The organism is Kitasatospora sp. Xyl93 (assembly GCF_055383135.1).
Map to the genome: position 1 here is coordinate 7,498,770 of NZ_AP029185.1, position 14,817 is coordinate 7,513,586.

At 74.9% G+C, this 14,817-nt stretch carries 13 protein-coding genes; 8 read left to right on the plus strand and 5 right to left on the minus strand.

The window, feature by feature from the left end:
* Nucleotides 1-32: 32 nt before the first annotated feature.
* Nucleotides 33-944, plus strand: coding sequence for a S41 family peptidase (locus ACZ5GH_RS32510; RefSeq protein WP_464336065.1), 912 nt, complete (start codon nt 33-35; stop codon nt 942-944).
* A 39-nt stretch (nt 945-983) separates the two neighbouring features.
* On the opposite strand, the gene ACZ5GH_RS32515 is transcribed toward ACZ5GH_RS32510, so the two are convergent.
* The gene (locus ACZ5GH_RS32515) at nt 984-2,075 is read right to left on the minus strand and encodes a vWA domain-containing protein (protein ID WP_387753741.1); all 1,092 of its coding nucleotides are present in this window, start codon (nt 2,073-2,075) and stop codon (nt 984-986) included.
* Between the two features lie 234 nt (nt 2,076-2,309).
* Between ACZ5GH_RS32515 and ACZ5GH_RS32520 the strand changes: the two genes are divergently transcribed.
* The 4 genes from ACZ5GH_RS32520 (at nt 2,310) to ACZ5GH_RS32535 (ending at nt 5,113) form a co-directional block, all read left to right on the plus strand.
* Entirely contained in the window at nt 2,310-2,888 is a 579-nt protein-coding gene (locus ACZ5GH_RS32520; RefSeq protein ID WP_387753738.1) for a TetR/AcrR family transcriptional regulator, read from the plus strand.
* A gap of 161 nt (nt 2,889-3,049) precedes the next feature.
* On the plus strand, nt 3,050-3,577 hold the full coding sequence (locus ACZ5GH_RS32525) for a dihydrofolate reductase family protein (protein ID WP_464336066.1): 528 nt from the start codon (nt 3,050-3,052) through the stop codon (nt 3,575-3,577).
* 210 nt (nt 3,578-3,787) lie between these two features.
* Complete coding sequence (locus ACZ5GH_RS32530; RefSeq protein WP_464336911.1) at nt 3,788-4,531, plus strand: GNAT family N-acetyltransferase; 744 nt, start codon at nt 3,788-3,790, stop codon at nt 4,529-4,531.
* Nucleotides 4,532-4,630: 99 nt separating this feature from the next.
* Nucleotides 4,631-5,113 (plus strand): nitroreductase family deazaflavin-dependent oxidoreductase, encoded by a 483-nt coding sequence (locus tag ACZ5GH_RS32535; RefSeq protein ID WP_464336912.1) that lies wholly within the window; start codon nt 4,631-4,633, stop codon nt 5,111-5,113.
* A 381-nt stretch (nt 5,114-5,494) separates the two neighbouring features.
* Here ACZ5GH_RS32535 and ACZ5GH_RS32540 read toward each other — a convergent pair whose 3' ends face one another.
* Nucleotides 5,495-7,021 carry a S8 family serine peptidase gene (locus tag ACZ5GH_RS32540; protein ID WP_464336067.1) on the minus strand — a complete coding sequence of 509 codons (1,527 nt, stop codon included), beginning with the start codon at nt 7,019-7,021 and terminating at the stop codon, nt 5,495-5,497.
* A 135-nt stretch (nt 7,022-7,156) separates the two neighbouring features.
* The gene (locus ACZ5GH_RS32545) at nt 7,157-8,047 is read right to left on the minus strand and encodes a helix-turn-helix transcriptional regulator (protein ID WP_464336068.1); all 891 of its coding nucleotides are present in this window, start codon (nt 8,045-8,047) and stop codon (nt 7,157-7,159) included.
* Nucleotides 8,048-8,214: 167 nt separating this feature from the next.
* On the opposite strand from ACZ5GH_RS32545, the gene ACZ5GH_RS32550 reads away from it, so the two are divergent.
* Complete coding sequence (locus tag ACZ5GH_RS32550) at nt 8,215-8,994, plus strand: NAD(P)H-dependent oxidoreductase (protein WP_464336069.1); 780 nt, start codon at nt 8,215-8,217, stop codon at nt 8,992-8,994.
* Between the two features lie 77 nt (nt 8,995-9,071).
* On the opposite strand, the gene ACZ5GH_RS32555 is transcribed toward ACZ5GH_RS32550, so the two are convergent.
* Nucleotides 9,072-10,157 (minus strand): hypothetical protein, encoded by a 1,086-nt coding sequence (locus tag ACZ5GH_RS32555; RefSeq protein ID WP_464336070.1) that lies wholly within the window; start codon nt 10,155-10,157, stop codon nt 9,072-9,074.
* Between the two features lie 272 nt (nt 10,158-10,429).
* On the opposite strand from ACZ5GH_RS32555, the gene ACZ5GH_RS32560 reads away from it, so the two are divergent.
* Together ACZ5GH_RS32560 and ACZ5GH_RS32565 are read left to right on the plus strand one after the other, a co-directional pair.
* The gene (locus ACZ5GH_RS32560) at nt 10,430-10,807 is read left to right on the plus strand and encodes a hypothetical protein (RefSeq protein WP_387753720.1); all 378 of its coding nucleotides are present in this window, start codon (nt 10,430-10,432) and stop codon (nt 10,805-10,807) included.
* 293 nt (nt 10,808-11,100) lie between these two features.
* On the plus strand, nt 11,101-11,730 hold the full coding sequence (locus ACZ5GH_RS32565; protein WP_464336913.1) for a sigma-70 family RNA polymerase sigma factor: 630 nt from the start codon (nt 11,101-11,103) through the stop codon (nt 11,728-11,730).
* A 145-nt stretch (nt 11,731-11,875) separates the two neighbouring features.
* Here ACZ5GH_RS32565 and ACZ5GH_RS32570 read toward each other — a convergent pair whose 3' ends face one another.
* On the minus strand, nt 11,876-14,758 hold the full coding sequence (locus ACZ5GH_RS32570) for an AfsR/SARP family transcriptional regulator (RefSeq protein ID WP_464336071.1): 2,883 nt from the start codon (nt 14,756-14,758) through the stop codon (nt 11,876-11,878).
* Between the last annotated feature and the right edge of the window lie 59 nt (nt 14,759-14,817).

Sequence of the window (14,817 nt, forward strand, 5' to 3'; positions counted from 1 at the left end):
CGCTTTGGCAAGCCGCTGGTCTACTCCCTCCCATGACCTCCACCACATCGCCGTCCGCGCTGGACACCGTCGCCGTCGTCGAGTCGATCGCCGACCTGGTCGCCGAGAACTACGTCTTCCCCGATGTCGCCCGAGAGCTGGCGGCGCTGCTGCGGAGCCGCAGCGCCGAGGGCGCCTACCGGGCCGGATCCGCCGAGGAGTTGGCCGAAGCGGTCACCGCGGACCTGCGGTCCGTCAACGGCGACCTGCACCTGGCCCTCAAGCACCACGAGGCACCGGTGCCGAGCGAGCGGGGCGCGGCGGTACTCGCCGCGATGCGCAGGGACTTCGAGGCCTCCCTGAGCGGTGTGCCGCGCGTGGAACTCCTCGACGGCGGCGTCGCGGTGCTGGAGATCGCACCCAAGATGTTCCCGCTGGACTGGGCGGCGCAGCCGCTGGCCGCGGCGCTCTCCCTGGTGGCCCCCGCCCGCGCCCTCATCCTGGACCTGCGCCGCAACACCGGTGGCGATCCGGGCACGGTCGCCTTCGTCTGCGGCTACCTGCTCGACGGCCGCACCCACCTCAACACCCTGCTCTCCCGGCAGGGCAAGGTGGCCGAGCAGTCCTGGACGCCCCCGTTCGTGCCGGGCGCCCGCTTCGGCGGCAGCAAGCCGCTCTACGTGCTGACGAGCGGAAACACCTTCTCCGCGGCCGAGGAACTGGCCTACGACCTGCAGCAGCTCGGGCGCGCCGAGATCGTGGGGGAGGCCACCCGGGGCGGTGCGCACCCGCGCGAGGGCTGGACGGTGCACCCGCACCTGGAGCTCAGCGTGCCCGTCGCCCGCGCGGTCAACCCGGTCTCCGGCACCAACTGGGAGGGCGCCGGCGTCCAGCCCGACGTGCGGTGCGACGCCGGCGCGGCGCTCGACCGCGCGCTGTCCCTGGCCGTGGCGCGCCTGGCCTGAGCCCCGGCCACCCGTCGTCGCTCCCCCCGGGCCGGGTGCCTACAGGACGACGAGCAGCTTCGTCCCCGGCACCAACTTCCGGTTGACGGAGGTCGACTGGACGAACACGGTGTACGACGGGTTGTCGCCCGGCTTCACCGTGGCCTCCGACGCGGGCAGGCCGAGCAGCTGCCGGGCCGCGGGGCCCGAGAACACCCTGCCCGTCATCCGGCCGGTGGCCGGGTCCTTCTCCGCCACGGCGAGCTGCTTGCCGCCCTGGATCTTCTCGCGCTTGGACAGCTCGTAGAAGGCGCAGCCGGTCTTGTACGCGTGCCCGGCGGTGGTGACGAAGTCGCGGATCGGCATCGGCTGGTCGACCGGGATCAGGATGTACTTGCCGGTGTCCAGGGCGTCGAGGTTCGCCTTCACGTCCGCGGTGCTGAGGTCCTGGCCCATGGCGAACAGGTTCCTGGTGCCGCGCACGCCCTGCTCGCGGCCCCGCAGGAAGCTCGTGGCGGCCGACTTGACGGTGCCGATGGCCTCCTCGACGCCCTTGGTGGAGTCCGCGTCCCAGATCGCGATGTTGCCCGCCGGGAAGCCGTACTCCTGGGCGGTGCGCTTGGCCAGGGAGTTCGGGACCAGGATCGCCGAGGTCCAGTGGTCGGGGAGGTCGTCCATGGCGCCCTGGATGCGCTCCATCCAGCCGCGCAGGACGGCGGCGCCCCGGCCGGCACCCATGCGGGTGTGCATCTGGCCGCTCTCCGAGCAGCCGGAGGCGTTCTCCTCGCCGTCGGTGACGACGACCTGGAGGAACGAGTGCTCCCCGTACCCCTCCCAGATGTTCTTCAGGTCGTCGACGGACTTCACGGCCGCCTCGATCAGCGCCGTCGCACCGTTGTCGACCTTGTAGAGGCCCCGCAGGGACGGCAGGTGCTTGACGTCCATGTCCCAGACCAGGTTCTGCACCTCGTGGTCGAAGGCGTAGAGGCTGATGCGGGTCTCGTGGCCGAGCCGGTCGGACTCCTCCTGCAGGCCCTTCACGAACTCGTCCACCACCCGGACGAGTTGCGCCTCGTGCTGGCGCATCGAGCCGGACTTGTCGACCACCAGCGAGACGTGGTTGACCTTGTGCTTGATCCTGTTCGCAGACATTGCCTTACACCCCTTCTCCGACGCCCGTACGACGTCCCCGGCGCCTCCCCGGCGCCCCCTCCAACGTTGATCCCACACTACGAGGAGGCACTGACACCCTGTCCCGGCCCGGGACCTGCGGACACCGACCACCGACCACCGACCACCGATCGCCTGGGGCCGGTGGCGGCGGACCTTTAATAAATGAGCAATCATTTACTAACGTGCTACAGTCGGTCCTGAGAGGAGGGATCGATGCCACGACCCCGCGTCACCAGCGACGCCGACATCCTTGCCGCCACCGGGCGCGCCATCGGCGCCCACGGCCCCGGCAGGCTCACCCTGGCGCAGGTCGGCGCCGAGGCGGGCGTCTCCCCGGCGACCCTGTCGCAGCGCTTCGGGTCCAAGCGGGGCCTGTTGCTGGCGTTCGCCGCGAACGCCGCCGCGGACGCCGCCGCGCCGTACCGGAGGGCGCGGGCCGAGCACGGCTCGCCCCTGGCGGCGCTGCACGCGGTCGCCGCGGAGCTCGCCGGTCTGATGTCCACCCCCGAGGAGCTGGCCAATCACCTCGGCATGCTCCAACTCGACCTGTTCGACCCGGAGTTCCGCGTCCATGCCGCCGCGCACACCCGCGCGGTGGAAACGGCGCTGCGGGAGCTGCTCGCCGAAGCCGTCGCCAAGGGCGAGCTCCCGTCCGGCACCGACGTGCCGCGCCTCGCCCGCGCCGTCAAGATCACCACGGACGGCTCCCTGCTGCGGTGGGCCCTCACCGGCGACGGCGATCCCGCCGCGCTGCTCCGCGACGACCTCGACCACTTGCTCGGGCGTGTCTGACAATTCCCGCCGGGTGCGCGACGCCGGGGCACGCACCTCGCCGCGTTGTCGTCGGTCGCCAATGCTCCGCAGTGGCTCCCTCCTCCGCCTTGCGATGCACGCACCCCAACGCCGCGCCCTGATCCGACGCGAATTGTCAGACACGCCCTAAGGAGGACCTCATGACCTTCACCGCCACCGTCTTCATCGGCACCAGCCTCGACGGTTACATCGCCCGCCCCGATGACGACATCGAATGGCTGACCTCGCGCGGCGAGAAGGCCGGCGACCTGGGCTTCTTCGAGTTCCTCGACTCGGTCGACGCCGTGGTCATGGGCCGCAACACCTACGAGAAGGTGATCGGCTTCGGCGAGGAGAACTGGCACTACGGCGACCGCCACGTGGGCGTCCTGAGCACCACCCTTCCCGAGGACGCCGACCCGCGCGTCACCGTCTACCGGGACCTGGACACCCTCTTCGCCGACCTCGACCGGCGCGGGACCAGGCACGTCTACCCCGACGGCGGGCGCCTCGTCCAGAGCTTCATCCGCGCCGGTCGCGTCGATGCGTTCATCATCAGCGTCGCCCCGGTCCTGATCGGGGCCGGTCACCGGCTCTTCGGCGAGCTGACCCAGGACGTCCCGCTTCGCCTCGACTCGATTGCCGCCGTCGGCGGCTTCGCCCAACTGCGCTACACCGTGGAGAGGTGACGGATCATCCGGCCGCCCCTCGGCGATGCCGCGCGAGTGCCGACCGACGGATCGCGCCGGGGCCCGGTCCGGGTGGCGAACGGGTAGGGTACGTTCCTGCCGATCTCGGCAAGTCCCTCCTCCACAACCATCTTGACGTTTGGGGCTACGGTGACCCACCTTCCGGATTCCATCGAATCGGCCCGGCAGCTCGCCGTGGGCTGGCGCGCCATGGTGCTCGACCGCGACGCCGGGGCGGACGTGCGGGACCTCCCCGGCATAGCCGTGCGCTGGGCCGACTGCCGGTTCGCGTTCTGGAACTGCGTCACGCTGACCGACGTCGGCGCGGATGCGGAGCTCGTCGGGGAGCGGCTGCGGCAGGCCGCGGACATCATGCGCGGCAAGGAACACCCGGGCTTCCTCTGGCTGTTCGAGGACCTGCTCACCGACGAGGCCCGCGCGGCGCTGCCCACGGCCGCCGACGAGGCGGGCCTGCAGTTCGCCTTCCCCGGGACGGGCATGGCGGGGGACATCCTGCCCGTCCCGGAGCCCGCCCACCCCGAGCTGACCTTCGTCCGGGTGACGACCGACGAACACCTGCGGGCCTACGCGGACATCAACTCCCTCGGCTACGGCTTCCCCCTGGAGGACGGCCGCGACGGACTCCTCGGATCCGCCCTGTGGAAGAAGGACGTCCACGCCTACCTGGCCCTGCGCGACGGCGTCCCGGTCGCCTGCGCCGGCACCGTGGAGACGGACGGCCGCCTCTTCGTCGTCCTGGTCGCCACCGACCCGCGGTGGCAGCGCCGGGGCTACGGCGAGGCGGTCACCCGCAAGGCCCTCCACGAGGGCGCCCGCGCCACCGGACTGACCCGCGCCACCCTGCACGCGACCGTCGCCGGAGCGCCCGTCTACCCGCGCATCGGGTTCGAGGCGAACTCGCCGATCCACTTCTACGCCCTGAAGGCCTCCTGAGCCCTTGACCTGCGGAGACGCACAGCCGGGTGCGACGCCGGGAGCCTGTTGCCACACTTGGTCCCGACACGGGCCTTCCACGGAAGCGGGGTGAACGCGATGCCTGTCGAGGGCGACTACGAGCCGAGCCCGGCGCGGTGGGTGCGCGAACAGGTCGAGCTGTACGAGAGGTCGGGTGGCACGCAGGGCACGACGCTCTGGGAGACGGGCCTGCCGGTCGTCGTCGTCACGATGCGCGGCGCGAAGAGCGGCAGGACCCGCAAGGTCCCGCTGATGCGCGTGGAGCACGAGGGGCGGTACGCGGCGGTGGCGTCGAAGGGCGGCTTTCCGCGCCATCCGGCCTGGTACTTCAACCTCAAGGCCGATCCGCGGGTGGTTCTCCAGGACGGCCCGGAGCGCCGGGCCATGTCGGCCCGTGAGCTCACCGGGGAGGAGAGGGAGCGGTGGTGGCGGCGCGCGGTCGCCGCGTATCCGCCGTACGCCGAGTACCAGGAGAAGGCCCACCGGGTGATCCCGGTCTTCGTGCTCGAACCCGGGCATCCGGCCGGGCCGGCGAAGGCCCCGGCGCCGACGGGGGACTGAACCTCGGAGCCCGCCCGGCCTCCGGTCGATCCACGGCCTTCGGGCCTCCCGGGCGGTGTGCCGGAAACGCCACCGGGCACCGCCGCGGAGGGTCCGCGAGGGTGCCCGGTGGCGTTTCGAGCGCCGGCCGCCGCGCCGTGGACCCGGCGGCGGGCCCGGCCTGTTCAGCCCACGGCGACCCCGTCGGCCCCCAGGCCGGCCACTTCGCCGACGGGCTCCAGCGACTCCACCGAGGGCGCGGCGCAGCCCACCGGCTCCACGGCGTGGAAGCCGACCTCCGGCCCGACCCGGGCGGCTCCGCGGGGATCGTCCCGGAAGACGGGGGCGTCGGCGGGGAGCAGCTCCGCACGGAGCAGCCCCGCCAGGCCCGTGCGGTGTCGGCTACTCGACGGCGCGCAGGGCGTTGACGATGCCGAAGCCGTAGAAGCCGTTGACGCGCTCGCCGCCCGCGCAGGTGGCGTCCACGACGCCGTCGCCGTTCCCGTCGTACGGGGTGGCCGGACATCCCGGGTTGTCCGCCTGGGCCTTGAGCAGGGCCCGCAACTGGGCCGGGGTCGCCCGCGGGTGGGCGGACTTCAGCAGTGCGGCCACACCGGAGACGTGGGGCGTGGCCATGGACGTGCCCTGCTGGTAGCCGTACTGGTTGTTCGGCAGCGTCGACAGGATGCCGCCCTCCTTGGACGGGGTGTCCGCGGCCTGGTACATGTCGCCGCCCGGCGCCGCGACGTCGATCACGCCGAGGCCGTAGTTGGAGTAGTACGACTTCGTGTTCCTGGCGCTGGTCGCGCTGACCGTGACGACGCCGGGCAGTTGTGCGGGCAGTTGCCGGCAGGTGTGCGGGTCGATCGTCCGGCTCGTCGGGGTGGAGTCGTTGGGGCTGCGGCGGTCGGTGACGGCGTCGGAGTCCAGGTCGTGGTTGGAGTTGCCGGCTCCGGCGACGTTGAGGGTGCCCTGGCGCTGCGCGTAGAGCTGGGCGCGGTCGACCGCGTCGACGACGGCCTTCTGGTCGGGGTCGTCCAGGCAGTTGTACTGCCACGGGTCCACGTAGTAGCTGTTGTTGGTGATCTGCACGCCGTGGTCGGCGGCGAACACGAAGGCGCAGACGACGCTCTCGGCGTAGATCAGCTGGCGCGGGGTGGGCTGGGAGACCGTGATGCCGGAGACCCGCACGCCGGGCGCCACGCCCGCGACGCCGACGCCGTTGCGGGCCGCGGCTATCGTGCCCGCCACGTGCGTGCCGTGGAAGTAGTCCGGGCTCGCCGGCCGCCAGGATCCGTAGCCGGTGTCGGCCTTGCCGCTGACGCAACTCGCGGACTGCGACGGGGAGAAGTTCGCGGCGAGGTCCGGGTGGGTGTCGTCGACGCCGGTGTCTATCACCGCGACCGTGACGTCCCTGCTGCCGGCGTTGACCTCCGCGGCCTTGTCCGCGCCGATCGTCCGCAGGTCCCACTGGTCGGCTTCGAGGGGCTCGGTGCCGGCGCCGGACGCCTGCTCGATCCTCGCGGCCCCGGCCTCGGAGAGGTACCGCACCGCACCGTCGTCGGTCGTCCCGGCCGCGCTGAGCGGCGCGGTCCGGGTGGCACCCGCCGACCGCACTCCGCGCACCGCGCGCAGCCGCTCGCCGAAGCCGGGGGCGGCCGAGTGGGCGACGATGACGCCGATCCTGTCGTAGGTGACGACGACGGTGCCGCCGGCCGCGGTGACGGCCCGCTGCACCGCCGCGATCGTGTGACGGTCGGTCTCGGCGTTGATGACGTACGCCAGCGAGTTCGGGCCCTCGACCTGTGCGGCGGACGGTATTCGGGGCGTCGCCGAGGCCGACGCGGGGAGGAGTCCGAGCGAGGCGGTCAGCGACAGCGCGATCGGTACGGCCAGGCCGAGTCGGAGTAAGGAACGTCGTCGAGCCATGTGGTCTCCACATCATCCGTGTGCGGGACCCGCCCGAGGACAGAGTGGCTGCCGGGCAGGGAGAGGACGGGTGGTGCAGGAGTGAAGCTATCCCGCCGCCTCGCCAACCATCAATGACCCGGTGGGACTTGATCCCTACCTGACGCGGTTGGTGGCGGCGCGCGGACCGCGGGCGCCCGCACCTGCGCCCACGCCCACACCTGCGCCCGCGTCCACACCCGCGCCCGTGTCCAGGCCCGCGAGCAGGCGGAGCCCTTCCTCGGCGGGGCTGCCGGGGGCGGCGGACAGCACCAGGAGTTCGATGCCCGATTCGTCCGGCAGCGCGAAGTTCTCCTGGTGCAGCTCCAGCAGCCCGACCATCGGGTGCCGGTAGGCCTTGCGCCCGTGGGTGCGGGCGCGCACGTCCGCGCGGGCCCAGAGGCGCCGGAAGCGTTCGCTGCCCATCGCCAACTCCCCGATGAGGGAGGCCAGTCGGGGGTCGTCGGGGTACTGCCCGGCGGCCAGGCGCAGGTGGCCGACCACGTCGAGGGTGCAGGCCTCCCAGTCCGCGTAGAGGCCGCGTTCGGCTTCCTCGAGGAAGATGTGCCGGGCGGTGTTCAGGCCCGGTGCCTGGCGGCCGAGGAGGAGTCCGGCGAGGCGGTTCGCGGCGAGGACGTCCAGACGGTGGTTCATGATCAGCGCGGGGGCGTCGGCGACCAGGTCGAGGACGCGCAGCAGCTCCGGCCGGACCCGGCCGCCCGGGGTCTTCGCGCGCCGGCGGCGCTGCCGCGCGAGGCGGTAGAGGTGCCCGCGTTCGGTCTCGTCGAGGTCGAGGACGCGGGCGAGGGCGTCGAGCACCTGCTCGGAGGGCTGGGTCGCGCGGCCCTGCTCCAGCCGTACGTAGTAGTCGACGCTGACGCCGGAGAGGTGCGCGACCTCCTCGCGGCGCAGCCCGTCGACCCGTCGGCGGCTGTCGGTGGGGATGCCGACGGCCGCCGGATCGACCCGGGAACGCCGGGTGCGCAGGAAGCCCGCAAGATCGTCCATGCCCTCCAGTATGGCCTCGGCCGCGCCCGCGAGGGTGGCCCTGCCGGTACCAGGAAGTCCGGTCCGACGGAAGCGGCGCCCCTGAACGCCGGGCGCCGCGGCCTCCAGGATCGAAGGCATCCGATCCGAAGCATCCGATCCGAAGCATCCGATCCCGAGGAGTCCCCGTGAAGACCCTGATCGTCCACGCCCACCCGGAGCCGAAGTCGCTCAACGGCTCGCTGAAGGACCTCGCGGTCTCCACCCTGGAGGGCGCCGGACACGAGGTGCGGGTGAGCGACCTGTACGCGATGAACTGGAAGGCGGTCGTGGACGCCGCGGACTACGGCCCCCAGGCCTCGGACCCGCTGAAGGTCGCCCGGGACTCGGGCCGGGCCTTCGAGGCCGGCACGCTCTCCCCGGACGTCCTCGCCGAGCAGGAGAAGCTGGTGTGGGCCGACACGGTCGTCTTCCAGTTCCCGCTGTGGTGGTACACCATGCCCGCCATCCTCAAGGGCTGGGTGGACCGGGTGTTCACCTACCGCTTCGCGTACGGCGTCGGCGAGCACAGCGACACCAAGTACGGCGAGCGCTTCGGCGAGGGCACCCTCGCGGGCAGGAGGGCCCTGCTGTCGGTGACCGTCGGCGGTCCGCGGTCGCACTACGCCGCTCGCGGGATCAACGGCCCCATCGACGACCTGCTGTTCCCGTTCCAGCACGGCATCCTCTACTACCCGGGCGTCGAGGTGCTGCCGCCGTTCGTGCTCTACGGCACCGACCGGCTGACCGAGGAGGACTACCCGGAGATCGCCAGGGCCTGGGAGCGGCGCCTGCTCACCCTGGAGACGACCGAGCCGATCGCCTTCCGGCGGCAGAACTTCGGCGACTACGAGATCCCCTCGCTGCACCTGAAGGAGGGACTGGAGCCCGCAGGCCGCACGGGGTTCGGGCTGCACGTGCGGGGCTGACCGCAGCCGGCCCGTCCCACGGGTCGGCAGGCCCCGGCCCCGGCCGCCGGGTGGCCGCTGTCGTCGTGCCGGGCAGCTCAGCCCTGGCGGTCGGCCATGGCGTCGCCGACCAGGGCGGCGAGTTCGAGGTAGTCGAGGAGGGCGCGGGGGCGCAGGCCGGCGGGGGTCGCCCGGGGGTGGGCGGGGAGGGTGAGGGCGCCGCGGCAGCGGCTGCGGAAGTGGGGGAGGAGGTCGCGGTCGGCGATCGGGCGGTCGGTGGGCGGGGCGGGGACGAAGGCCGCGGCGGCCCCGCGGACCAGGCCGTCGTGGCCGAGGGCGGTGAGGTGGTCGAGGAGGGTGTCGGCGGTGCGGGCCCCGGTGGCGGAGGCCCGGGCGCAGAGGACGAGGTGGTCGGCCTGGTCCGCGGCCGCGAGCTGGACCTCGGCCGGGGCGCCGGTGGTGTCGGTGAGGACGACCGGGTAGTGGCCGGCGGCCTCGCCGAGGGCCTCCCGCAGGGCGGTCGGGTCCGGCCGTACGGACCGCAGGACGAGCCGGCCGCCGGTGCGGCACTCGCTGCCGACGGGCCCGGTGGTGGAGAGCACGAGGACCGGGTCGGCGCGGTGTTCCGCGAGCAGGGCGCCGAGGACGGCGGCGACCCCTTCGGCGGTGCCGCCGAGGACGGCGGTCCGGTGGTGGTCCCGTAGCGGCACCCGGATGCGTTCGAGCAGGCGTTGCCGCCGGCTCTCCCCGCCGCCGGGGAGGGCGAGCCGCCGGGCGCGCGGGCGGTCCGGGCCGGGGTGCTGTACGGGCGGAGCGAGCGGTGCGGACAGAACAGGTGGAGCGAGAGGTGCGGGCGGCGCGGGCAGAACGGGCGGCGCAGGCAGTACGGGCGGCGCAGGCGGTACGGGTGGCAGGGGCGGCGGGCCGGGGGCCGTCCGGGTGCCGCCGAGGCCGGCGGGCGGCTCCGTCGCGGGGGCGGCCGGTCGCGGTGCCGTCGACAGCGCTTCGGCGGTCGACACCCTGGTGAACAGCTGCCGTTCGGCGGCCGGGATCAGCACGGTGCCCAGCGGATCGAGCGGGCGTCGGGGCAGGAGGGCGACCGGCTCGGGCCAGGCGGCCGGCGAGTAGTCGGGTGCGGCCGGGGCGGTGCAGCCCGTGCCCGCGGTGCCGTCGGAGAAAGCCATCGGATGACCTCCCGGTCCAGGGTGCGTCGGACCGGTGCCTCCGGTTCGGCCGGCCCGTACAGCCGGGACTACGGCTGAAGGAGTCCCTCCGGTTCACTGAACCGCTCGCGGCGGAGGGCCCGTTGAGCGGGGCAGGGCGCACCGGGCGCCCCCTGAGATCGGGAGGGGCCGCATCGAAAAACCCTCCGCCCGAGCGGCTACCGATCGGTACCGTCGTTCGGTGGCACCCGGCGCCCGTCGAGTGCCACCGAGTCGGAAGGAGCGTGAGTCCCGTGAACGGGACGGGGGAGGGACGCGGCACGGCCGCGGACGAGCCGGAGGCGCGGGAGTTCATCGCGGCCCTGGTGCGGTCCGGGGCGCCGAGCGTCGCCGGGCCGGCCGGGCTGGCGGTGCCCGAGGCGGCGGCGGACGAGGTGATCGCGCTCGCCCGGCGGCTGGCGCTGCGCGCCGTGCCGGAGGGGCGGTTGTGGCCTCGGCCCGCGCCGGGGCTGCTGGGCATGGCGACGGCGCTGGTGGTGGACGAGCACCCGTCCGCGCCGCGCTGGTCGGCGGCGGAGCGGCAACGGCTGGCGACCTGGGTCGCGATGCTGATCGAGCACCGCGGCGAGGACGGGGTGCGGGAGCTGCTCCGGGCGCTCGCCGGGGACTGACGCCGGCGGGCCGTACGGCGCCCGGCGGGGGGCCGGGCGCCGTCGTGGCGGTGCCGGAAGGGGCCGCGGCTCACGGCCGCTAACGGCCGGCCAACAGTCGTCGGCGCCCGCCAACGGTGGCACCCGGAGCCGGGCCGCGTGCTCCGGACGGGGGCGTTGGCGGATCCTTGGTGCGGACTTGGCGGCCTCCGGCAGGGTGTTTTCCGCAGCCACCGCCGGGGTGTCCGGTCGGTGCCCAGCATGTTCCTGCCCGTGCTGCGCCCCCTGCCCGACCTGAGAGGTAGCGCGTGTCGATGCCGTTCGTCGCCCAGCCCACGTCCGTCACTCCGCCGTCCGAGGGTCCGGCGGCCGCGCCGGAGGCCGCCGCCCCGGCCCGTCCGACCCTGGACCCGGACACGCTCGCCGAGATCCACCGGCTGCACGGCGGCTACCTGCTGCGCGCGCTGCTGCGGGCCACCGGCGGGGACCGCGGCAAGGCCGAGGACATCCTCCAGGAGACCCTGCTGCGCGCCTGGCAGCACCCGGAGGCGCTGGCCGCGGGGCCGGAGGCGAGCCGGCCGTGGCTGTTCACGGTCGCCCGGCGGATCGCGATCGACCACTACCGGATGGCCGCCGCCCGCGCCAAGGAGGTGATCGGCGAGCCGGTGGAGGACAAGCCGGTCGCCGACGACCCGTACGAGCGGGTGGTGGTGGCCCGGGACATCGCGCTGGCGCTGCGCCGGGTGCAGAAGCACCACCGCGAGGTGCTGGTCGAGCTGCACCTCAAGGACCGCTCGGTGCTGGAGGCCTCGGCCCGGCTGGGGGTGCCGCCGGGGACGGTCAAGTCCCGCAACTTCTACGCGATCCGGGCGCTGCGCCCGGTGCTGGCGGCGGAGCACGGGTACGGCCCGGCGGAGCGCGGGGCCGCTTCGGCCGCCGGCTGACGGTACGGCGGCCCGGCGGCTACGGCGGTACGGCGGACGGAGGCTCGGCGGTACCGCGGCACGGCCGGCTCCGGCTGTCCGTCCGCCGGCGGCCAGGTCCGCTCCGGGCCGCCCCGGCCGCCCGCCCGTCCGGGCCCGCGCGCGCTCAGCCGTCCTCCGGCCGCTGACCGGTGCGCAGGTCGAGCGACTCCTCCAGGCTGGTGGTGTACCCGCTGACGTACCCCGCCTGGCGGTCGTGCGAGCGGAAGCGGTCGAGCGCCGTGCGCAGCCTGCCGCGCACCTCCGTCTCCCGCCCCCGCGCCAACAGGTGGGCGGCGTAGGACTGTTCGGCCAACGCGTGCAGGTACAGCAGGCCGGCCTCCTCGCACGCGGCGAGCAGCCGGTGCCAGACGAGGTCGGCGGCGTCGTCGCGGACGGCCGGCGGGAGGGCCTGCGCCTCGGTCAGCAGCGACCACAGGTGGACCTGGGTGACGGGCCTGGGCGGCAGCAGCTCCCGGGCCTCGCGGGACCGCCGCTGGGCGCCCTCCCGGTCCCCGACGGCCAGGCTCACCCAGCCCTGGTGCACCTTGGCGTCGACCAGCCGGCGGCGGTCGCCGGACTCCAGCGCGAGCGCGGTGGCGGAGGCCGCCAGCCGCTCGGCCTCGGCGGAGTGGCCGAGCATCGCGGTGACCAGCGCCAGCGTGGCGAGCGCCCGGACGCGGGCGGACGCGGCCGCGGGCCCGGCCGCGGACTCGGCGGCGGCCACCGCCCTGCGGGCCGCCTCCGCGGACTCCTGCCGGCGTTCCAGCGCGACCAGCGCCTGCGCCCGGCAGTTGAGCAGCAGCGCCACCGCGACCGGGTCGCCGCACCGTTCTGCCGCCGCCTGCCCCAGCCGGGCGCAGGCGAGCCAGTCGGTGAAGCGGCTGGCGCCGTAGTAGAGCGAGCCGCAGGTCAGCGCGAGCCGCCAGGCGCGGTCCGGGTCGGTGTCGGGGGACGCGATCAGCGCGGAGACCGCCGGTTCCTCGGCGTCGAACCAGTCGAGCGCGGTGCGGATGTCGACGGCGGCCGGTACCGCCTGGTCCGGACCGGCGGGCGGGGCGGTGTCCTCCTGGCCGGGGTCGAGGAAGGCGCCGCAGTGCCGCAGGGCGGCGAGGTAGTGGTCGGCCAGCCGTTCGTGGAGCAGCCGCCGGTGCCGTTCGGGCCGCTCGGCGAGCAGTCCGGCGCCGTACAGCCGGACCAGCTCGGTGCGGGCGTGGCGGCCGGGGGCGGCGCCGGTGAGCAGGTGGTGGGAGGCCAGTTCGCCGAGCGCCCGGTGGGCGGTGGCGGCGCCACCGCCCAGCAGCGCGGCGCTCGCCGGGGTGTCCACCTCGCGGCCGGGGTGGGCGGCCAGCGCGGTGAGGAGTTCGGCGGCGGGAGCGGAGAGCCGGCGGTGGGTCAGCCGGAGCCGGGCCGTGACGGAGAGCGTGCCGTCGGCGTCCAGGACGGCCAGTCTGGTCCGCTCGTCGGCGAGTTCGGCGACCAGCTCGGCGATCGTCCAGTCCGGCCGGGCTGCCAGCCGGGCGGCGGCGATCCGCAGGGCGAGCGGCAGGTGGTCGCAGAGCCCGGCGAGCCGGGCGGCGGCCTCGGGCTCCGCGCGCACCCGCTCGGGCGTCAGGGCGCGTTCCAGCAGGTGCAGGGCGTCGTCCTCGGGCAGTGCGGCCAGGCGCAGCAGGGTGGCGCCCTCCAGCGCGACCAGGCCCTCCAGGGGGCCCCGGCCGGTGACCACGGCGGTGCCGGCCGGGCCGGCCGGTAGCAGGTCGGCGACCTGGTCGGCGTCGTCGGCGTCGTCCAGCAGGACCAGCAGCCGCCGGCCCCGGGTGCGCTCGCGGTAGAGCTCGGCCCGGTCGGCGCGTCCGGCGGGGATGCCGTCCTCCGGGACGCCGAGCGCGCGCAGGAAGCCGGCCAGCACGGCCCCGGGCCGGGCCGGGCCGCCGGGGCCGCCGGATCCGGTGGGTCCGTCCGGTCCGTCCGGTCCGTCCGGTCGCTCCAGGGCGAGGCCGTGCAACGAGGCGTGGAGCAGGCCGTCCGGGAAGCGGTCGGCGGCCCGGTGCGCCCAGGCGGTGACCAGGGCGCTCTTACCGACCCCGGCCGGGCCCACCACCAGCACCGGCCCGTCCCCGGCGCGGCCGGTCCCGCAGGCCCGGTCCAGGCGGGCGAGGTCGATGGTGCGGCCGACGAAGTCCGGGTGGCGGCGGGGCAGTTGGCGCGGCACCGATGGAGGCGGCAGCGCCGGTCCGGGGGCCGGGGAGGCGAGCGGCAGGGGCTCCGCCGTACGGTCGTCGGCCAGCACCTCGGCGAGCGCCGCCCGCAGCGCCGGGCCGGGGTGGATGCCCAGCTCCTCGTCCAGCCGCACCCGGGCCTGGTGGTAGGCGGTCAGCGCCTCGGCGGGCCGGCCGGCCTGGTGCAGGCAGCGCATCAGCAGCGCCACCAGTTCCTCGCGCAGCCCGTCCGCCCGGACGCCCTGCTCCAGCACCGGCACGGCCGCCGCCCCGGTGCCCTGGCTGAGCCGTAGCTCGGCCCAGCGGAGCAGGGCGGCGGTGCGGGACTGCTCCAGCCGGTCCACCGCGGCGGTGCGGAGCGGGGTGTCGGGCAGGTCGGCCAGCGCCTCGCCGCGCCACAGCCGCAGGGCCTCCTCCAGCAGCGCGACCGCCGCGGGGCGGTTGCCGAGCCCGGCCTGCCGGTCGGCCGTGCCGGTGAGCTCCTCGAAGCGCAGCGCGTCCACCGCGCCGGCCGGCCCGGCCAGCAGGTAGCCGGAGTCCCGGGTGTGCAGCTCGAACGGGGTGCCGGCGAGCACCTTGCGCAGCGCGGCGACGTGCCCCTGCACGGCCGCCCGCGCGCTCGGCGGCGGCTGCTCGTCCCACAGCAGCTCGCACAGCTGGTCCACGGTGACGAGGTGCCCCAGCCGCAGTGCCAGCAGCGCCAGCACCGCCCGCCGCTGCGCGCCCGCCACACCCGCGAAGCCCGCCGCCCCGACCCGCAGCTCCACCGGCCCGAGCAGCCGAATCCGCACCAGTACCCCCACCTCACCGCAAACCGCGCATCGCACCCGAAGCGGCCTCGGGCCTCGGG